Raw genomic sequence first — 17794 nt, 5'->3', positions numbered from 1 at the left:
TCAGACGACAGGCTGGGCGGACGCGGAGTCGGGGTCTGGAGTGGGTTGTTCGCCGGTGGCTTCCGGAGCCCTGCAGCAGCCCGTTCCAGCCATCGCTATACACCGTCTGACCTGGTCTTTTGTCTTCCTCGCCCCTATGATCGACATCGGTCGAAAGGGGGGCCGGATGGACCGGACCGTACGCACCGTCGAGGACGTTCTCGCGCTCTTGGACGGGCTCTTCGCATCTGAATCCGAGGCCGGCCGCTTGGCAACGGGCGACGGTAAGGACTTCTGGGACCGCTTCTATGCCGACCGGTCAAGGCCGGTCCCGTTCTTCGTGTCGAAGCCGGACGAGAACCTGGCCGCCTACCTTGACCAGGGCCTGATCGCTCCCGGCCGGGCCCTGGACCTGGGATGCGGCCCAGGCCGCAACGCGCTCTACCTCGCTGCGCGCGGCTTCCAGGTGGACGCCGTCGACCTCTCCCCGATGGCAGTCGCCTGGGGCGAGGACCGGGCTCAGGAGGCTGGAGTCGACGTCCGCTTCCTGTGCGGCGACGCTTTCGCGCTTCCCGCTGCCGAGTTGAGCGGCCCGTACGACCTGGTCGTCGACTCAGGGTGCTTCCACCACCTGCCGCCGCACCGCCGGATCAGCTACCTGGCCCTCCTCGACCGGGTCCTCGCTCCTGGCGGCCACCTCGCCCTCACCAGCTTCGCCGCCGGCGAGGGGGGAATGGGGTCGGAACTCACGGATACGGACCTTTACCGTAAACGCGAGTTGCAGGGCGGCCTCGCCTACACCCCCGAATCGCTGCGCTGGATCTTCTCCGACCTGGTGGAGGTGGAACTGCGCCGGATGCGGGAGGAGCCCCCTGAGTCAGCACTGTTCGGTGTGACGTTCCTATGGACCGCCTTGTTCCGCCGGGGTGCGGCCGCCTCAGGCGACGTTCGCCCTGTTCACGACCGCGCGTAGGCGCTCGTCCTGGGCGTGTTTGTTCCGCCAGATGATGTAGCGGCGGATCATGCTGCCCTGCACCTTGTGGCTGGCGTGGTTGGTGCCGTCGAGCGTGAAGTAGCGCAGGGCGGTGAACTGGGCTTCGATCCGGTTCAGCCATGAGGAGTTCGTCGCGGACCCCGTCCGGGCTGGCGAACGTCACCGTCGCGATCTTGTCGACAGGCATACCCTGCGCGGACAGCAGCACCATCTGGGCGCGCCGCCAGGTCACCACCGACCCGGTACCCCGGCGGATGATCCGCAGCAGCCTCCGGCCCTCATCGTCGTCGATCTCCCGCACCCGCACCCGTTCAGCCACCAGGACAGCATTGCCGACGCGCGTCGTCCGGTCCTGTACCCGGACGGCGCGTCACAACGAGGCGAACGTTGTCTGATGCGGCACGAGTCGCCCTCGACGGCTCTGCGTCCCAATGCGCGGGCCTCACTACGGTCGGAGCCTGGTGTCGTGGAGTTGCCGGTAGCCGCCGCTCTCGCCGACACAGTGTCAGCCGGACCAGCAATCGGCGCACGCGTCGCAGGTCTGCCCGGGCCGGTGGTCAGCGTTTGACGCGGTTGCGGATCGGTTGTTGCACGCTGCGCATGCGCATGGTCGCCATCGCTCACGTCTCCGGACCCCAGAGCGCCGCACTGGGGTCCTCGCGTATACCGGTAACAGTGCCGCCTGCCGGCCCGGCGGATGGCCTCGTCCTCCCCGCACGCCCGCCTCAGACATGGGGAAGGCGTGCGGGGAGGACGGACGAGTTCCGCCGCGCCGGCAGTCACTGGCGTGACCGAGCCGTGCGCCGGCGTTGATTCGGTACGCGGCCGCGGGCCTGACGCTCGCGGTGGCGCATCCATGCCAGCAGCACGTCGCGCTTGTGCTCGGACTCGTCGGGCATGAGGGACTGGGCCAACATGAGCAGGGCGGACACCGCGATACCGAGGGCCAACGCGATGGCCACCACCCACCAGGGGGCGTCCGCCATCTTGAGGGCTGTAACCATGGTTCCCGCGCCGACCACCCCTCCTGTGACGCGTCGACCCGCGCCGTTCCCTCGTGCCGAGAACGGCCTCTGCACCGGGGAATGCGGGTCGGAGTCTTGGCTGGTCCTGTTGTTGTTCATCGACCGCTCGCCTTCGCCGTGGCGATGCGGCCGTATAGGGCATCGATCTCTCCGCGGGCGACCAGAGTCTTGGCGTGCGTACGCAGCCGGCGCATGTGTCCCTCGACGGCCCGGGACGTCATGCCCAGCTCGTCGGCGATCTCCTTCTGGGTCAACTTCTGCTGGTAGATGAGGCTGCAGATCGCGCGGGCCTCCCATTTGGCGTCCTGGAGGATCCGCTGGACGGTCCACCGGTAGATCACGGACTCGTCTGGCGGGAGGTCCCGCCCGAGGCGGTCGCCGTCGAGGACCGCGTTCGCGGTCATGGCGAGGTGGCGGCGGTGCCTGCTGGCCCACTTCTTGAACGTGTCACGGAAGGCGAACATGCAGGCCACGGTGAAGTAGGTGCGCATGCAGGCGCCCTTGTCGGGGTCCCAGTGGCCGGCCGGGAGGATGTCCTCGGTGAAGGTCTTCACGGCGTTCTGGACGGCGTCGTGGGCGACCTCGTCACGGGAGTCGCGATGCCGTTTCAGGGTCTCGATCTCGTCCCAGCGCGCGGGGATGGGGATGTTCCGCTCGCCGCACTTCTCCACGAGCGTGCCGTCGCTCATCCACGCGCGCAGGACCTTCCAGCCGTAGACCCACAGGTCCTGACGCAGCAGTTCCATCTCGTTGCCCACGAACTTCTGCTCTCGCAGGCGTTCGTACAGGGCGCGATCGGCGGCCAGTTGCTCGACGTTCCTGCGCTTGACGCGCTTGGTCGCCGGGGCGCTGCCGGGCTGCTGCGTCTCGTCGGGCAGCGCAATTTGATCTTGCATTGAGGTATATACCTACTCTCGCACTGAAAGTTTTATCGCGCTGCTCTATGGCGGGAGCATCAATTCATCCCACAAGATTGCCGATAATTCCGGGCGGCAATGTTGTTTGCGCAGGTCACGGCAATGTTGGAGATTCCATCGCGGAGCGGGAGCGCGGCGGCCGACGGACGGCGCGTGGGGGCTCGGATGCGCCCCCGTGCGAGCAGGACTGATCGACGATGATCAGCAGGGCTGACGGCCCGGGGCGGTCATCACCTTCTACTCGTACAAGGGCGGGACCCCGCGGGAGGTGGCGCAGCGTCAGGCGGGCGCGGGGCGCGGGGCGCGGGGGAGGGGGGGGGGGAGCAGGCTTCTTCCTCTGCCATGGCCGGCGGCCGCCCGATCCGTTCGCCGCGCGCGGGAGCCGCCGCCGGTGGAGACCGTGCCCACCACCGTGGAGACCGCCGTCTCCGCCGTCGTCCCGGCGAGCCGGACGGGTGGGCTGTCGGCGGAGGCCCGCGCCGCGGTCGAGGAGGGCATCCCCGCCGAGACCCGCCGCGGATACGCTGGCGACTGGGCCCGGTTCACCGCCTGGTGCGCGAGCACCGGCCGCCAGGCCCTGCCTGCGACTGGCGACACCCTCACCGAGTACATGACCCACCTGAAGGGCCAGGACAAGAGCCCGGCCACCATGGACCGGGCGCTGGCCTCCATCGCCGTCGCGCACGCCGCCGCCGAACTGCCCAAGCCCTCCACCACCGGCGCCCGCCGCGTGCTCAAAGGCCACGAGACCGAGCGCAAGAAGAGCAAGGACCCCCGCCGCCGGCCCCGCCGGGCGGCCGCCGCCACCCCGCCCGTGCCCCGCAAGATGGTCGCCGCCACCGACACCACCGCGGCGATCGGCCGCCGGGATGTGGCCGCCCTGCTGCTCGGCTTCGCCCTGGCCGCGCACCGCTCCGAACTGCGGCTGCTGGACTGGGCCGACCTCGAGGAGGTCGAGGAGGGCCTGGCCGTCGAGGTCTGGCGCCCGAAGGTCAACCACACCGGTCCGCTGGGGGTGCCGTACGGCTCCAACCCGGCCACCTGCCCCGTCCGCGCGCTCCGGGCCTGGCGCCAGTGCCTGCTCGACCACGGCCGCCAGGCGGCCGCCCCGCTGTTCCTGCGCATCGACCGGCACGGCCGCATCGTCCACCCGATGCGCCGCAACGGCCAGCCGATCGGCGACCCCACCGGCCGGATCACCGGCGAGGGCATCGGGGACGCGGTGACCCGGGCCGCTGCCCGCGCCCACCTGACCGCCCCCACCGAGCTGCGAGATCGCCGCTCGCCCGCCGGGCGGAGCGGACTCCTGCGGCCGGCGAAACGAGGAGCGCCCCGGCTGCACTGCGCCTTCCTGACGTGCCGCCAGCAGGTGACCTGCGGATTCACACTTCGCGTCGCTGCTACGTCGACGTAGGCGTCGGCGGGGCACCAGCCCGGGCACAAAGGCGTGACGCCGGCAGTCGCAGGGAGACAAGGAGAAACAGACGGTGACCCAGTCGGTTGAGAGTTCGGGCTCGTTCCCGGCGAGGCGGAGCAAGATTCCCAGCCTGCGCCAAGCGATCACCCGCAAGCGCGAGCAGACCAGGGACGAGGCCAAGGCCGAGGTGCTGCGGCGCCTCCACGATCGCCGTGCCCACTGGTACGGCGTCATCAGGAAGAAGGCGCCGGAACACTTCGTCGAGGACCTCTACGGACAGGCCTCCGTGCGAATAACGGCGTTCATCGAGAAGAACGACCCGCGCACCATCAAGGACATCGACGGCTATATCGCGCGCACCTGCATCAACTGCGCCATCGACCAACTGCGCCGCTCCAAGGCTGAGGCCGAAGCGCTCGTCCGGCACGGCGCCCCCGCCGAGACCGTGCACGACGACGATGCGGTGGTCGCAAGCGAGCGCTACCTCCTCGTCCGCAAGGTCATGGCCGAGGTCCTGACCGAGCGCCAGCACATGGCCTACGTGCTGCGCCACGTCACGAAGCTCAATTCCCCGGAGATCGGCGAGCTGCTGGGCATCAGCCACGCGCTCGCCCGCAAGGAGCTCTCAGCGGCCCAGAAGGCCCTCGACAAGGAGGAGGTGAAGCAACGTCTGCGCGATCTTCTGCACGAACAGCGGTAGAGCAGGTATCCCCCCCAGGGTCGACGGCTGGTCCGTCCCGGTCCGAGCCGCTCGGACGAACCGTCGACCCGAGAGGGGACATCGAGCGATGCCCCTGGCATGAGGCCCCGCTGGGTGGTCGGCAAACCATCCCACGGCACAAGGCCCATGACCAACGTCCAGTGACCAGCAGAGGAGAACACATAGTGTCCCAGCAACTGCTCGATCCCATTCGCGCACTCTTCGCCATCCTGATAGGCGCATACGCAGGCCTTCTCCGTCGCATAGAGGACGCACGGACGCCCGCGCCGATCTGGGACGACCCGAGCGTGACCGCCGTCGACGGTGACGACCTCGCAGGAGCAGGTGTCCGTCGGGCCCCCCGAATACTGAAGGTCTCCAGCCCCAAGAGGGCGTAACGGCCACCCGGCCAGCCTCACGACGACCACCAGGAGGAGATAGACCCACAGCAGCTAACTGTCCCGCGAACGAGATGGCGTAGGGGGAATGGGGGCCGGGACCTGGCCTTTCACAGTCGGGTCCCGGCCCTCGTCGTATCTGGCGCAGGCACCCCCGAACACCAGGAGCTCCCCATGGCCTCCGCCACGCCCAGCCCCAAGGTCGAGACCTTCGAGGACGACCTGGACGCGATCCTCGACGCCGCCAAGGGCGAGTTCGCGAAGAAGAAGGACGAGACGAAGGCCGCCCGCGGCCGCGTCCGGCAGATCACCCGCCGGCGCCGCCACCAGCGCCGCCGTGAGATCACCGAGACCATCACCGGCACCGCGTTGCGCGTGCTGGGCTACACCATCACCCTCGCCGGCGTTGTCGCCTTCGGCATCGCCCTGGTGTTCCTCGTGATGGGCAACCTCGCCGCCGCGCTCACGCTGTTCACCGTCGCCGGGGCGGCCTGGGGCACGGCCGCCGTCCGGCGCCGATAGCGCCGACGGACCAGGTACCAGGGGCCGCATGCCGTAGGGCGGCATGCGGCCCCTGGGTCGTGCCCGGCGGCGGATCCCTGTCGCCACCGGGGACCTCGGGGAAACCGCCGGGTGTCAGTTCCGGGACGTATACTCCATGGTGGATTCCCCGCCGACGTCAAGGGGATTGCGCCAGGAGCTTTTCCTGTGGGTCAGAGGGCAGCCGTACAGGTCCGTACGGAGCGACGACAGCAGGCAGCCAGCGCCCTTCGAGTGTGAGTCGGCCGCGCTCGTGTTGATCACACCTGTTCGTACGTCGTCAGGGGTGGTCGGGCTCGGCTGCCGCGAGGGCATCGGACATCGGCCACCCCTTCCGATCCGGAAGGGAACTCCTTGAGCATCAAGATCATGGGCGTCACCGTCGTGCTGCTGATGGCCACGGTGAGCGCCATGGTGAGCGGGATCGTCGTCTTCGCCCTCGGCGCCACGGTGCGCTCGGCCGTGGGCACCGGCGGCGCCGCCTTCCTCGGCATAGCCGCCCTCGGCATGGGGGTGCTGACCTACTTGCTGCCCGGCACCCCGCCGCAGGGGTGAGCCCCGCCGCATCGGGGCCCGTCGGCGGATGGCCACGCCGACGCGCCCCGGGGCCTGCGGGTCGCGGACAACCGGCCCCACGGGGTGGTCGCGTCGGATGACCTCTCCTTACCCGACGCGATGAAACGGGACATGACGGACCGTCGGTTCGGCGCCGGACTTAGACGTCGTTTCCTTTGGCGTGATCGTTCGTTGAGCCGTGCATGACGGATCTGATTGAGCGGTTGGTGCCGGATGAGTTATGGACGCTGTTCCGGCGGGTGGTTCCGCCGACGGAGGTCATACGTCCGCAGGGCGGCGGCCGACGGCGGGCGGGTGACCGTGAATGCCTGGCGGCGATCATCTTCGTGGCCACCTCGGGGTGCACCTGGCGGCAGTTGCCCCCGGTGTTCGGGCCGGCCTGGCCGACGGTCTACCGACGCTTCGCCCAGTGGAGCCAGGACCGGGTCTGGGCCCGGCTGCACCGTGTTCTCCTGGACGAGCTCGGCGCCAGAGGCGATCTGGACTGGTCGCGGTGCGCCATCGACTCCGTCAGTCTCAGGGCCGCAAAAGGGGGCCACTGACCGGACCGAATCCGACCGACCGCGGCAAGAACGGATCGAAGATCCACCTGATCACGGACCGGAACGGTCTGCCTCTGTCGCTGGGCATCTCCGGCGCCAACATGCACGACAGCCTCGGCCTGAAACCGCTGGTCCGGGGAATCCCACCGATCCGCTCCCGGCGCGGACCACGCCGCCGGCGACCGGCCAAGCTCCACGCCGACAAGGGCTACGACTACGACCACCTGCGCCGACGGCTCCGCAAGCGCGGCATCCGCCACCGCATCGCCCGCAAAGGCATCGAGTCCTCACAGCGGCTGGGTCGGCACCGCTGGGTCGTCGAAAGGACGGTGTCCTGGCTCGCCGGCTGCCGACGCCTGCACCGCCGCTACGAGCGCAAGGCCGAACACTTCCTCGCCTTCGTCGGCATCGCCGCAGCCCTCATCAGCTACCGCCGACTCACCAACTGAAACGACGTCTAAGACGTCATCTCAATTGGTGGCTGATGGCGTAGATAGTTGCTGGCAGGCGTGCCGTGGGGACGGTTGAATGTCGTCGTGAGCGACCACTGGACACCCGCGCATCACGCGGTCGAGCAGGAGGATGCTGAGGCCTTGGCCCGGTTGCTGGCCGCTGGTTCCGATCCCGATGAGGTCTTCAGCAACATGACGCTGCTGACGCACGCGATCGATGTCGAGGGTGATGGCTCTCTGCAGAGCGGGCAGCCGTTGACTGTGCACACCACGGCCGTGCTGCTTGCCTTCGGGGCTGATCCGGAGCTCGCAGACCCAGACGGCCGCACCCCCATGGACATGGCCAATCACCACGGCCACGACCTGGCCGTGAAACTGCTGCAGGCCCACATCAGCAGACAAGCCGCCGATAACAGATGAGGGTGCAGGCGATGCTCGTGAAGGCGAGGAAGTGCTCGGCCTTACGCTCATAGCGGCGGTGGAGGCGGCGGCAGCCGGCGAGCCAGGACATGGTGCGCTCGATGGTCCAGCGGTGGCGGCCGAGTCGCTGCGAGGTCTCGATCCCCTTGCGGGCGATGCGGTGCTTGATGCCGCGCTCTCGTAACCATCGCCGCAGGTGAGGATAGTCGTAGCCCTTGTCTGCGTGGAGCTTGTCCGGCCTGCGTCGCCGCCGCCCGCGGCGGGAGCGGATCGGTGGTATGCCCTTCACCAGGGGAATCAGTGCCTGGCTGTCGTGCAGGTTCGCCCCGGAGATTCCGACGGACAGGGGCAGACCCGTCCGCTCGGTGATCAAATGGATCTTCGATCCGTACTTGCCCCGATCAACAGGATTCGGGCCTGTCAGGTCCCCTTTTCAGGGCCCGCATGTTCACCGAGTCGATCGCGCAGCGGGACCAGTCCAACTCGCCGCGGGAGCCGAGCTCGTCGAGGACCAGGCGGTGGAGCTTGGCCCACACCCTGGCCTGCGTCCACTCGGCAAAACGGCGGTGAGCCGTCGCCCCCGACGGACCGAACGACGCAGCGGGCAACTGCTGCCACGTGCAGCCCGACGTGGCCACGAACACGATCGCGGCCAGCACTTCACGGTCGCCATGCCGGCGGCGGCCACCGCCCTGAGGCCGCGAAGGGGCGTCAGGCACCACCCGCTGGAACAACTCCCACAATTCGTCCGGCACCAGCCGCTCAACAATCCTCACCACGACCCACAGCCTACCGATGCCACCAATTGAGATGACGTCTAAGCCTCGCCACTGACAACGGGACGTTCGTGCCCCGCGCCCCGGTCGTAAAGGCACGTGCGGCACGTGCTTCGTCTGGACCGTCGGGCCGGCCGTCAGGTTTCTCTGGGTAGGGGCGTTGGTTGCTCTGCATGCTCCTGGCGTAGGCGAGGAACACGTCGATGACCCCGCTGCGCACGTACCCGAGCTGCCTTGATCTGCCCACGGTGGGGGTGACCACCAGATCTGTGTGCACCAGGTGGGAAGTGCGGGACTCTCCGCCTGCCCCTTGTCGGTGAGGGCGTCGATGGCCTTCACCGAGCGCGTGAACTTCCGAAGGGCGGCAGGTCAGGCGGACTCCATGGGCTCCATGTCGTCGTACACGTTCATGGCGTTCAGCTTCTTGTCATGCTCGTCGGCGAACTTGGGGTCGCGATGCACTCCACCAGGCAGCGCCGGATGAACTCGATGACCTTCTCCAGCTCCAGGAAGCGGTAGCGGTCGGTGGAGGACACTGCGACCGTGTCGCTCTCGATCTCGATAAGCACACCGAACTCGGCCACCTCGACATTGGTGAGCGGGGCTTCCTCCTGGACCGCCACACCGAACCGGAGGAAGCATGCATGCCCGCCGTGTTCTTCCGCCCGGGCCCTGCCGAGCAAAGGCGGGCAAGGTCGGGGGGCGCGGGTGTGCCCCTCGTCGGACGGCACCGAAGGCTCGCAGAGAAGCCCGGGGCCACCAAGGACGCCGCAAGCGCGGCGCCGCCCCCGGGTAGCCCACACGACAGCGTTGGTCACCAGCCGGAACTGTGACCAAGTGGTCACACTCCTGGGATGAGGCTCGGAGAACCCCTACATCGACGGGAAAGGCCGCTTACCAAGAACCCCTCTGGAGAGGGTAGATTCATCAAATCCCCTGCGATTAAGCGGCTTTAGTGGCACCGAAATCCCTCCACGGAGGGAAATGGATGGGACTGCGAGGTAGAATCCATCACTGTAGGGATTCTGTGGGCTATCGCAAGGGCAGTATCTACTGCACGAGCTGGCTCGACTTTGGAAACGGGTCAAGATCAGCAATCTCGGGATGATCCAGGGGGTGGTTCCCCAGGGACACCGAGCAGTGAGGGCCCCGTCCGGGAGGACGGGGCTTCTTGCGTATCCGCCCTGCTCACGGCCCATCTCGACAGCGCGTTGCGGCGTGGAAATTCAGACGTCGTCACCTAGGGAGTCATTACTTCCACTTGGGGCTCCAAGGGGCTGGTCGTTGCGGCCCTCCCTTTGTGATGGACAGTGAAATGTCTGTGGTTCAAGGGAAGTTTGAGTGGTCCACATCGTTACCGGTAGGATTTGCCGTTAAGCCGGTAGAGGGGCCCTCACCAAGCCCCTCCAGGTTATCGGCGGAGCACAGCGAACGACCCGTTTCCAGTTGCGGAGGGCTTCGGCAGGAGCCGAAGCCCTACCGCCTTCACCCCTTAGGGGAAGTCGATGTTCGAGGAGAACATCGCGGTAGTGCTGATCTTCATGATCGTGCTCGCTGCCGCGTGCTACGCCATCTACCACCTGAAGAGCAAGCCCGTTCGGGTCGCTGCTGTGATTGGCGCCCTGGCTGCCCTGGTGGGAGCTCTCACCCCCGTCGTCCGAGCCATCGTCGAGCAACCGGTCTCCCCGAACACCTCGACTGTCGCCCCGGGATCACCGAACGGCCCTGAAGGTACACCCTCGCTGCCGGTGACCTCACCGCCGGCCCTGGCCAACGGATCGACTGAGTCCAGCGCGGGGAAGTAGGCCATGTCCACCACCGACATCGTCAGCGGCATGACCAACCACGAGCCGCCGGACCACGAGAACCTCCTCGGGGCGAGGAGGAGCCGGGTCCGGCGCACCGTGGGCCGCTTCTTCGATCCGTACCGCCTGCACCCCCGGGTCCTCGATGCCCTTTCCGAAGTCTGCAGACTCCACGAAGGCATCTCCTCGGAGAAGGACACCGTGCTCTCCAGCGCGGTGTCTCGCAGGAGCATGAGGTGCATCTTCCTCCTCCGTGGATGCGTGGTGGTGCAAGCCCTCCAGGGGACGCCTCGCTTGTGGAGGGGGCGAGCCTTCTTCGGAACCAGCCATGTGTGGCGGGAGGGCACCGGAGTTCTTGAGAACCCCCAGCTCGTGACCCGCGGCGCGTTCACCGCTCTATCCGTTCCTGGGGGGGTGCTCCACGACGTGCTCGCTCGGGAGCCCACTCTGGGAATGGCCCTGCTCCGAATGACCTTCGAGCAGCAACAGGTCATGGAGGCCGTGTACGGGGCCAGCACCGATGCTCCCCTTCTACGCGTCGCCGCACTTCTCGACTACCTGGCCACCCCCAGGCCCGTGGTCGTTAAGGCCGAGGACGGGAGGCGCGTTGTCACCCCCCAACGGAAGCTGGCGATCGAAGGACCGAGCCAGACTGATATCGCTGATTGCCTCGGACTAGGCCGGGCAACGGTGGAGAAGGCTCTTGCCACCCTGCGGCAAGAGGGGGCTCTCAGGTCATCGACCCCTGGGAAGAGGAAAAACCGGTACTACGAGATCGCGGACCTGGATCACCTGAGGCTGATCTCCATGGGGGCAGTGTCCACCAAGATCAGCTGATCGCCAGATAGCCCTCAAAGGCCCCGCCCGGCTTCGGCCGTGCGGGGCTCCGATTCCGGGAACGCGCCAGTGGCTTCGTATGCGGCAAGGAGCAGCACTTCGACAGCAGTTCGGGAGGCACTACGGCCGTCAGCGCTCTCCGGATGTTCACGACGATGGGCAGCAGCGCGAAAGGTTTTCCCGATGGCCTGACGTACCCTCCCGCACGATACGCGCACTCCCGTGCGATAGCCTCCGCGGCGGCCGTGAGCGGGAGGAGGACGGGATGAATCGGCAGGTGCGCAGAGTCGTGCCGTGGATCGTGGGCGCCGCGATCGGTGTCCTCCTTGTGCTCTGGTGGTCATGGGGGAGTCCAGCGCAGGCGCGGCGGGGAGCTTTGGGCGAGCCGGACGGGCTCCCCCCGGGGTCAATGGGCACCGGTTCGCTGCACAGTGTGCCGTTGCCGGGCGGTGGGATGTCAGACGGGGACCACTGCGGGGCCAAGGGCTACCACTTCTTCCCGGTTCCGCCCGGCGCGCACGCCGCGGCTGCCGCCGCGTTGAGCGGCCGTCGGGTGCCAGGCCCGCAGTTGGCCCTGCTGTCCTACGGGGGCGGGGACGGTCTCCCGAGCAAGACCGGACCGTACCGACACCAGTGGACGTTCTCGATCTCGTTCGGGCTGGGCCCCGGTACGTCGCAAGCGCTCAGTCTGGCGCAGCCGATCGGGGCGCAGGGGGTGGCTGTGGAGATCGAGGGACCGCACGGGCTCGTCGCCGGTGCGCACGGGCTGCCGGTGAGCCTGCACGGCGCAACAACGGGCCCCGACCATCGGCTGGCCGTCCGCTCCGGCGACGAGGTGACCGCCGACCTGACCCTGCCGCTGGCGGCCGTGTGCCCCGGCATCGACGCCCGGCAAGTCGAGAAGGGGCTCTCCGGACCGATCGATGCCCACAACACCGTCATCGGGCAACCGCCGTACAGGCTGTTCGTCTCGATCAGCGACCCGCCCATCGGCGCGCTGCGCGCCGCCGTTCACGCTCCCGTCGCCGGAGACGCGCTAACCGGCGACAACCTCAACTAGGTCGGATCAAAGCCGCAGTCCCGGCCGCGGGTACCGGCCGGTGCGCCATGTGCGTGGCGAGCTCCGTCGGGCGTGTGCGGCTCCGCACGGGCTGAGGACAAAGGCGCTGGCTACGGGCGAAGGTAGCTGACCGTGGCCGTGCCGTTGCCGACTGCCCCGCTCCCGGGAGCGGGTGCCTCCCGAAGTCGCGTACATCGCCTCCCCGAACGGGCGTGCGACGCCCGGAGTCGCGTCGAAGTGGCTAGGGCGGCGTTGAGCGGACCCACCGAGGCGACCCCAACTGGCCCCAGTTCTGGGATGATTGGTGAAGATCAGGCGTTATGAGGTGGCTCCGGAGGGCGGCTTGGTTTGGGACCACTAGCTTGACGCCGAGTTGGGCGGTGTAGCGTCTGGGAGCTGGTGATCAAGCCGTTCGGGGAGGGGCGGGGCGGGTGCGGGGGATCTGGGAAGAGACGCCGCGCGGGCTGCGTGCCGGGTGCGTGGCGCTGTGGGTGGTTGGCGCGGTGCTGCTCGGCCTGGGCTGGTGGGGAGATCACGCGGGATTTTGGGCGGACAAGGCGTTCCTCACCAATGTCTTCTCGTCCGTGACGGCCGCCTTGTTCGGCGTCCCACTGGCCCTGGTGATCCTCAACCGGGTCGCCATGGTGCAGGCCGAGGCGGTGGAAGCACGCGCCGGGCGGCGTCTGGCCATGCGGGTGGCCGGTGATTTTGCCGCATCCGTGCCCCGGCTGGTCCCCGGGCCTGCGGCTCGTCTTGAAGACGCGGCCGCCGGGCTGCTCGCGGTGGAGCGGACTGCGCAGGCAGCGCTCAAGGGCTGGGAGCCCAGCCGGGACGACGGCGCTCTCGTTGAGCTCCGGCGGCAGCTCACGGACGGGACGCTGGAACGCGCCTTGGAGGAGTTCCGTGCTGCGGTGCGTCCGGGCAGCGCGGCTGTGCCGGCGGTGGCGGAAGTGGCGGCGCACTGGTCGTTTTTGAACACGACCGTGCGCAGCAGGCTGCTGGAGACTGGCGGGGTCTGGCTGAGCGCGCATCTGGCCGCTCACATCGATGAGTACGTATCCCGGCTGACTGCCGACCCCTATCTGGACGGCTGGCTGCGCGACCTGGACATCGCGCAGCGGCGGTTCACGGGTAGCGGGGACATCTCCGGGGCACTGCAGGAGCTGTGGCGTCAGCTGGAGATGGGATCCGAGGTGGCCGAGGCCGTGATCGGACTTGGCGCTTTGAGCCGGGAGGCGTGTGCCGTCCTCGCACCAGCAGATGCCCGTACTGCCGCATGAACCGGGCTATTTGGCCGTGCTGGTCCTGTTCGCCTTGGTGCGGGCAAGACGGTAGGACTCGGTGCCGGTCTCGATCAGGGTGGCGTTGAAGGTGAGCCGGTCCACGATCGCCGCGCAAAGACGTGGGTCGGTGAAGGTCTTGGACCAGCCCGTGAACGCCGCTCCTGCTTGGACAAAGGCATCCATAGCACCCACCCTCGGCGGACCACCTCCACCGTGGGGAGGAGTCCGCAGTACAAGCAGTGGCTCGACGCCTGGTACAAGGTCATGTTGGAGGAGGCAGTCGCAGTCCAGGTAGGCGAATTGACCAGGATCCTGGGGGAGGCGGCTCCCCGAGTTGGGGAAGAGTCGGGCTTCGCGATTCCGGTGAAGCCGGGCAGGTACAGGGTCGTCGCCTAGAAAGACCGGGCACACCCACGGCGCGATGTCCCGCACGGGGGCGGAGCCTGAGTAGGCGGGACGACGGGCCGCGGAGGGGTTGCGTGAGGAGGCGGGGCGTCTCGTTCATGCGCGGGACGCCCCTTTTCCTGATCGCGCTGTTCGCTCTCATGTGTAGGTGTACCACCACCGATCTTGACGTAAGTGCAGTATCTTTTTCGTTGGACCCCGTCGCGGAGTAGCGGCTCGCTCGGGTCTGTCTGCTGTGCGCGTGGCCTTCCCGCGCCGGCCGGGCTCCCCGAAGCAGCGTCGAAGGGAAGAGGTCGATGATCCATCCGAGCCGTAGGCATTTGGTGCGGACGCGGGAGCTGCTGGCCCAGGACATGGGTATGGCCATGGGGACGTTCCGGAACAAGAAGCCGTACGCCACGGAGGGGTTTCCCGCGCCGATCAGCTCCGATGGAGCTCGGGTGCTGTTGTGGGACGGCGGGCAGACGGCCGCCTACCTCGCCGGTGAGCCCGTTCCGGCACTGCCGGCCATGGACGGCCCCGAGGTGCTTCTGGACCGGCAGGAGGCCGCGGCGGAGCTGGGCGTGACTCCTCGAACCTGGGACGGGTACAAGACGGACCCCCGGCTCACGCGGCATGTAGTGGACGTCTGCGGGGTGGAACACTGGCCTCGCAGCGCTGTCCGCGCCTTCCGGGACGCGCGCCCGGGGAAGCAGAGCGCGGCCGGTCGGCCGAAGGGGAGGACGAACGCGGTTCCGCGAGGTGAACTGCGCGCGAGGGTAGCGGAGCTCCTGGACGCCTCGCCGGCGGTCACGATCGCCGACGTACGCGGCGCGCTCGGGGTCGCTGCGGCCACGGCCCAGCGGGTGCTCTCCCAGCTCCGCGGAGAGCGTATCGCGGCTCTCATGGAGGCGGACCCGGGGCTGTCGTTCGATCAGGCGGCCGAGCAGCTGGGGTATCCGGCCGCGGTGCGCCGGGCTGCGCGCGATGTCGCGGCGACCGCCGCAGAGCTGGGGGCGTGATCATGCGCACGGTAGTCGCGGTGGACGAGTGGGACGCGCACTACGCGGCCGGCCGGGGATGCTGCTGCTTCTGATCAGGATCCAGGACCGCCGTAGTGATGCTTCCTCGTGAACCTCCGCGTCGACGGTGAATCAGGTACGACAATCCTGATGGCTGATCGTCACGAAGCGGGAGGGTTTATGACGCAGACCGGCACAGATGCTCTCATCGACGAGTTGTATCTCCGTGACTACTGGATCGACAAGGCCACACTGACTCGAAGACTGGATGAGATTCTCGCCGACAAGAGCGCCCAGAACGCCCAGGAAGACCTCGTTCGCCTGTACGCAGCGGTCTACCAAACACGCTGGAGTGAGGTCTTGAGGCATCCTCTCTTAGCGCAGGTCGATCATGAGGCAGCGATGCGTCGCATCCCGCCAGGAGCCGATGTAGGGGGCCAGAGCGAGCTCCTGGTGGCGGTGGCAACGGCCACCCTCGTCCCTTTCATTCAATCCATCGCCGCAGCTGCCGGCAGCCGGGCCTTTGAGGAGGCCCGTACCCGCCTTGCCTCGCTGATGGGGCGGCGGCAGTACCGGCGCCTTCCCTCGATCACCATCCACGAGGACGAGACCGGCCTGAGTTTCGACGTTCCATCAGGCCTGCCGAACAAAGCGCTGGAGGCTCTCGCTGCAGCGGACCTCGAAGCCCTGGCGGCTCCTGATTCGCGAGGGCGGAGTGTTGTGATCTGCTGGGACATATACAGCGGCACATGGGTCCGGCAAGTCCGTGGCCGATAACTCGTTTCCCAGGATGACAGCGGGGCCGGACAGGACACCCTGCACGGCTACGACCAGCGCATTCCGATGGCGGAGAGCTGCTCGATCCGCTCCGGCGACAGCGTGGCGGCCCTGCTGCGTTGGTTGCTGATCCATGCCCCGAGCCGGATTTGCCGTTCTTCCTGGTTCGCGCCGTTGTCGCCGTCGCGGCCGTCGTCTCCGCTGGCGACGATGATTCGTTCGATGTGTTTGCGGGGTACGCGGAGGTGCCCTTCACGCTGGTAGTACTGTTTGGCGGCCGCGTAGTTCATCGCCCACTTATCCGCCTGCGTACGGCGTGGCTTGGGTTTCTCGTCCTCGGTGGCGGGTTGGATGCCGAGGATGTGTTCGCACATCCACTGCTGCACGGTGGTGAGTTTGTCCCAGCCGAGGCGGACGGAGCGTACCCACCGGCCGAGGTCTTCGCCCTGGTGCACGACGACGCCCGGCGACATGGGCAGCTCGCCGCCGGCGTCCGGGTGCTGCCGGGTGAGGTGGAAGGCGCGCTGCCATTCCACCGGCCAGGCCGGGCACCACGACGGGTCGATGTCCTCCAGTTGCTCGCGCCGCTCCTCCGGCAGCGCCCCGGCCGCCGACAAAACGGGCAGGCCCTGGGCATGCCGCTGTGTGACGGAGCGGTGATCTTCAGGGGATTTGGTCGTCCTGGTCTGGTGTCCCGTCTTTTGGTTGGGAGTCGGGGCTGGGGGAGTGGTCGGGTTCGGGGTGTGATGGCGTGGCCTGGTGGTGTGTTCGGTTTGGTTGTTCGGATGGTTGGCCTGTGGTCCTGTAGTTGTGTGGGAAGGATCTTGATTTTTTGGTGGGTGTAGTGGTGCGTCTATAGGTTTCGTCGTGGACGCGTTGATGCGGTGGTGAGGCGGGTGTCTGGCGCTTGTGTTGCAGGCCAGTCCGGGGCTGACATCTAGGCATGACGACAGAAGGCCCCCGCGTTGCGGGGGCCTTCCTGACGACGTTCAAGGGATGGGTACTACTGGGTGGCGGCTACCCGCTCGCCCTTTGTTGTCAGTTCGAGTTCGACCACGACTTCGTCGTCGTGGGTTGATTCTGTCTCCAGGGACACCAGTCGCGCCTTGGCCAGCCGTGCAAGCGTGGCCCTGGCAGCCCGGTCGCTGGCGGGGAACGCTGCGCACAACCGTCCCGGCCTGAGGGCGGCGAATGCCCAGCCTGCAAGGACTTCGCCTGCGCCGGGGTGTCCTCTCCGCGCAAGTTTCCCAGTCGCGCGTCCTGAGTTTTCGATCTCGCGGTGGGTGGCGGTCAGCGCTGTCAGTACCTCACGATCCAGTTCCGTGAGCTCGATCGGCTTGGCGGGCCTTCCACCGCGGCGGTCCCACCGCTTTTCGAAAGCTTCGACCTGCCACTTCACGAACACCGGTCCGGCTTTGAGGTAAGCCACGGCGGGCGGGAAGTCCTCACGCTGCACGACCTGTGCAGCGCGCTGCCTGCCGACACCGAACATCGCTGCGATCTCGGAGACTCCGACGAGTTCGGGCACGGAGGGTTCCTCGAGCCTGCGGTCCAGTTCCTCCTCGGTGACCAGCTCGATGCCGGTGACGGTGTGGTTGATGCCGGTCTGCTTGGCTGCAGCGGTGACTTCCCTGAGTGCCGCGTCCATGGCCTGCCGTGCGGTGCTGGCCTCGATGAAGATCCGTACCGAGAGGTTTCCGCTGGGCGCGGTGCCGACGGCGGGGCTGTGGTCGGCCAGGTGCTCGTGCAGCTCCTCAACGGTGTCATCGCTGACGTTGCTTACGCCCAACTCGACTTCGATGCTCCACGCCTGAGGCATGCTGGTGACAACTCCTTCCTGAGTTCCGTGGGGGGTGTTGCGGTCCGCCGGGGTGCCTCCCGGCGGACCTT

General features: G+C 67.8%; 19 protein-coding genes and 2 pseudogenes. 13 read left to right on the top strand and 8 right to left on the bottom strand.

Features of this window, described 5'->3' with window-relative positions:
* The first annotated feature begins 166 nt into the window (after positions 1-166).
* The gene (locus tag N8I84_RS41310; protein WP_263235113.1) at positions 167-952 is read left to right on the top strand and encodes a class I SAM-dependent methyltransferase; all 786 of its coding nucleotides are present in this window, start codon (positions 167-169) and stop codon (positions 950-952) included.
* Here N8I84_RS41310 and N8I84_RS43355 read toward each other — a convergent pair.
* The 3 genes and pseudogenes from N8I84_RS43355 to N8I84_RS41300 all read right to left on the bottom strand — a co-directional run.
* A pseudogene (locus N8I84_RS43355) lies at positions 917-1105 on the bottom strand (transposase); the annotation flags it as partial. The gene N8I84_RS41310 and the pseudogene N8I84_RS43355 overlap by 36 nt on opposite strands.
* Positions 1106-1752: 647 nt before the next feature.
* Positions 1753-1977, bottom strand: a complete 225-nt coding sequence (locus N8I84_RS41305; RefSeq protein WP_263235111.1) for a hypothetical protein — start codon at positions 1975-1977, stop codon at positions 1753-1755.
* 116 nt (positions 1978-2093) lie between these two features.
* Entirely contained in the window at positions 2094-2894 is an 801-nt protein-coding gene (locus tag N8I84_RS41300) for a sigma-70 RNA polymerase sigma factor region 4 domain-containing protein (RefSeq protein ID WP_263235110.1), read from the bottom strand.
* Between the two features lie 412 nt (positions 2895-3306).
* On the opposite strand from N8I84_RS41300, the gene N8I84_RS41295 reads away from it, so the two are divergent.
* The 6 genes from N8I84_RS41295 to N8I84_RS41270 all read left to right on the top strand — a co-directional run bounded on the left by N8I84_RS41295 (position 3307) and on the right by N8I84_RS41270 (position 7960).
* On the top strand, positions 3307-4329 hold the full coding sequence (locus N8I84_RS41295; protein WP_263235108.1) for a site-specific integrase: 1023 nt from the start codon (positions 3307-3309) through the stop codon (positions 4327-4329).
* Between the two features lie 73 nt (positions 4330-4402).
* Positions 4403-5032, top strand: a complete 630-nt coding sequence (locus N8I84_RS41290; protein ID WP_263235106.1) for an RNA polymerase sigma factor — start codon at positions 4403-4405, stop codon at positions 5030-5032.
* A gap of 572 nt (positions 5033-5604) precedes the next feature.
* The gene (locus N8I84_RS41285) at positions 5605-5952 is read left to right on the top strand and encodes a hypothetical protein (RefSeq protein WP_263235104.1); all 348 of its coding nucleotides are present in this window, start codon (positions 5605-5607) and stop codon (positions 5950-5952) included.
* A gap of 372 nt (positions 5953-6324) precedes the next feature.
* Positions 6325-6525 (top strand): hypothetical protein, encoded by a 201-nt coding sequence (locus N8I84_RS41280; RefSeq protein ID WP_263235103.1) that lies wholly within the window; start codon positions 6325-6327, stop codon positions 6523-6525.
* Positions 6526-6728: 203 nt separating this feature from the next.
* A protein-coding gene (locus tag N8I84_RS41275; protein ID WP_263235102.1) for an IS5 family transposase occupies positions 6729-7537 on the top strand; the annotation gives its coding sequence in 2 pieces (ribosomal slippage) (positions 6729-7076 and positions 7079-7537; 807 coding nt in all).
* Positions 7538-7624: 87 nt separating this feature from the next.
* Positions 7625-7960, top strand: a complete 336-nt coding sequence (locus N8I84_RS41270; RefSeq protein ID WP_263228084.1) for an ankyrin repeat domain-containing protein — start codon at positions 7625-7627, stop codon at positions 7958-7960.
* Here N8I84_RS41270 and N8I84_RS41265 read toward each other — a convergent pair.
* Together N8I84_RS41265 and N8I84_RS41260 are read right to left on the bottom strand one after the other, a co-directional pair.
* Positions 7932-8730 (bottom strand): IS5 family transposase gene (locus N8I84_RS41265; protein WP_263235467.1). Its coding sequence is split into 2 segments (ribosomal slippage): positions 7932-8391 and positions 8390-8730, totalling 801 coding nucleotides; the frame shifts between segments, so codons are not numbered across the junction. The two genes, N8I84_RS41270 and N8I84_RS41265, sit on opposite strands and share 29 nt — an antisense overlap.
* Before the next feature lie 422 nt (positions 8731-9152).
* A complete protein-coding gene (locus tag N8I84_RS41260; RefSeq protein WP_263235101.1) occupies positions 9153-9359 on the bottom strand; it encodes a hypothetical protein in 207 nt (68 codons plus the stop codon).
* A gap of 882 nt (positions 9360-10241) precedes the next feature.
* On the opposite strand from N8I84_RS41260, the gene N8I84_RS41255 reads away from it, so the two are divergent.
* The 4 genes from N8I84_RS41255 to N8I84_RS41240 all read left to right on the top strand — a co-directional run bounded on the left by N8I84_RS41255 (position 10242) and on the right by N8I84_RS41240 (position 13718).
* Positions 10242-10541 (top strand): hypothetical protein, encoded by a 300-nt coding sequence (locus tag N8I84_RS41255; protein WP_263235100.1) that lies wholly within the window; start codon positions 10242-10244, stop codon positions 10539-10541.
* 3 nt (positions 10542-10544) lie between these two features.
* On the top strand, positions 10545-11378 hold the full coding sequence (locus tag N8I84_RS41250; protein WP_263235099.1) for a helix-turn-helix domain-containing protein: 834 nt from the start codon (positions 10545-10547) through the stop codon (positions 11376-11378).
* A gap of 454 nt (positions 11379-11832) precedes the next feature.
* Positions 11833-12438: a hypothetical protein gene (locus N8I84_RS41245; protein ID WP_263235098.1), complete on the top strand. Its 606-nt coding sequence runs from the start codon at positions 11833-11835 to the stop codon at positions 12436-12438.
* A gap of 431 nt (positions 12439-12869) precedes the next feature.
* Positions 12870-13718: a hypothetical protein gene (locus tag N8I84_RS41240; protein ID WP_263235097.1), complete on the top strand. Its 849-nt coding sequence runs from the start codon at positions 12870-12872 to the stop codon at positions 13716-13718.
* A 6-nt stretch (positions 13719-13724) separates the two neighbouring features.
* Here N8I84_RS41240 and N8I84_RS41235 read toward each other — a convergent pair.
* Positions 13725-13874 (bottom strand): annotated as a pseudogene (locus N8I84_RS41235) (ATP-binding protein); the annotation flags it as partial.
* Positions 13875-14422: 548 nt separating this feature from the next.
* Here N8I84_RS41235 and N8I84_RS41230 point away from each other — a divergent pair.
* Positions 14423-15127: a hypothetical protein gene (locus tag N8I84_RS41230; RefSeq protein ID WP_263235096.1), complete on the top strand. Its 705-nt coding sequence runs from the start codon at positions 14423-14425 to the stop codon at positions 15125-15127.
* Positions 15128-15277: 150 nt separating this feature from the next.
* On the top strand, positions 15278-15904 hold the full coding sequence (locus N8I84_RS41225; RefSeq protein ID WP_263235095.1) for a hypothetical protein: 627 nt from the start codon (positions 15278-15280) through the stop codon (positions 15902-15904).
* A 47-nt stretch (positions 15905-15951) separates the two neighbouring features.
* On the opposite strand, the gene N8I84_RS41220 is transcribed toward N8I84_RS41225, so the two are convergent.
* Both N8I84_RS41220 and N8I84_RS41215 read right to left on the bottom strand, forming a co-directional pair.
* Positions 15952-16521 carry a helicase associated domain-containing protein gene (locus tag N8I84_RS41220; protein ID WP_390899088.1) on the bottom strand — a complete coding sequence of 190 codons (570 nt, stop codon included), beginning with the start codon at positions 16519-16521 and terminating at the stop codon, positions 15952-15954.
* 386 nt (positions 16522-16907) lie between these two features.
* On the bottom strand, positions 16908-17723 hold the full coding sequence (locus N8I84_RS41215; protein WP_263235094.1) for a hypothetical protein: 816 nt from the start codon (positions 17721-17723) through the stop codon (positions 16908-16910).
* Positions 17724-17794: the final 71 nt, after the last annotated feature.

The organism is Streptomyces cynarae, assembly GCF_025642135.1.
GTDB lineage: Bacteria > Actinomycetota > Actinomycetes > Streptomycetales > Streptomycetaceae > Streptomyces > Streptomyces cynarae.
This window is presented reverse-complemented; position numbering and strand designations above follow the sequence as displayed.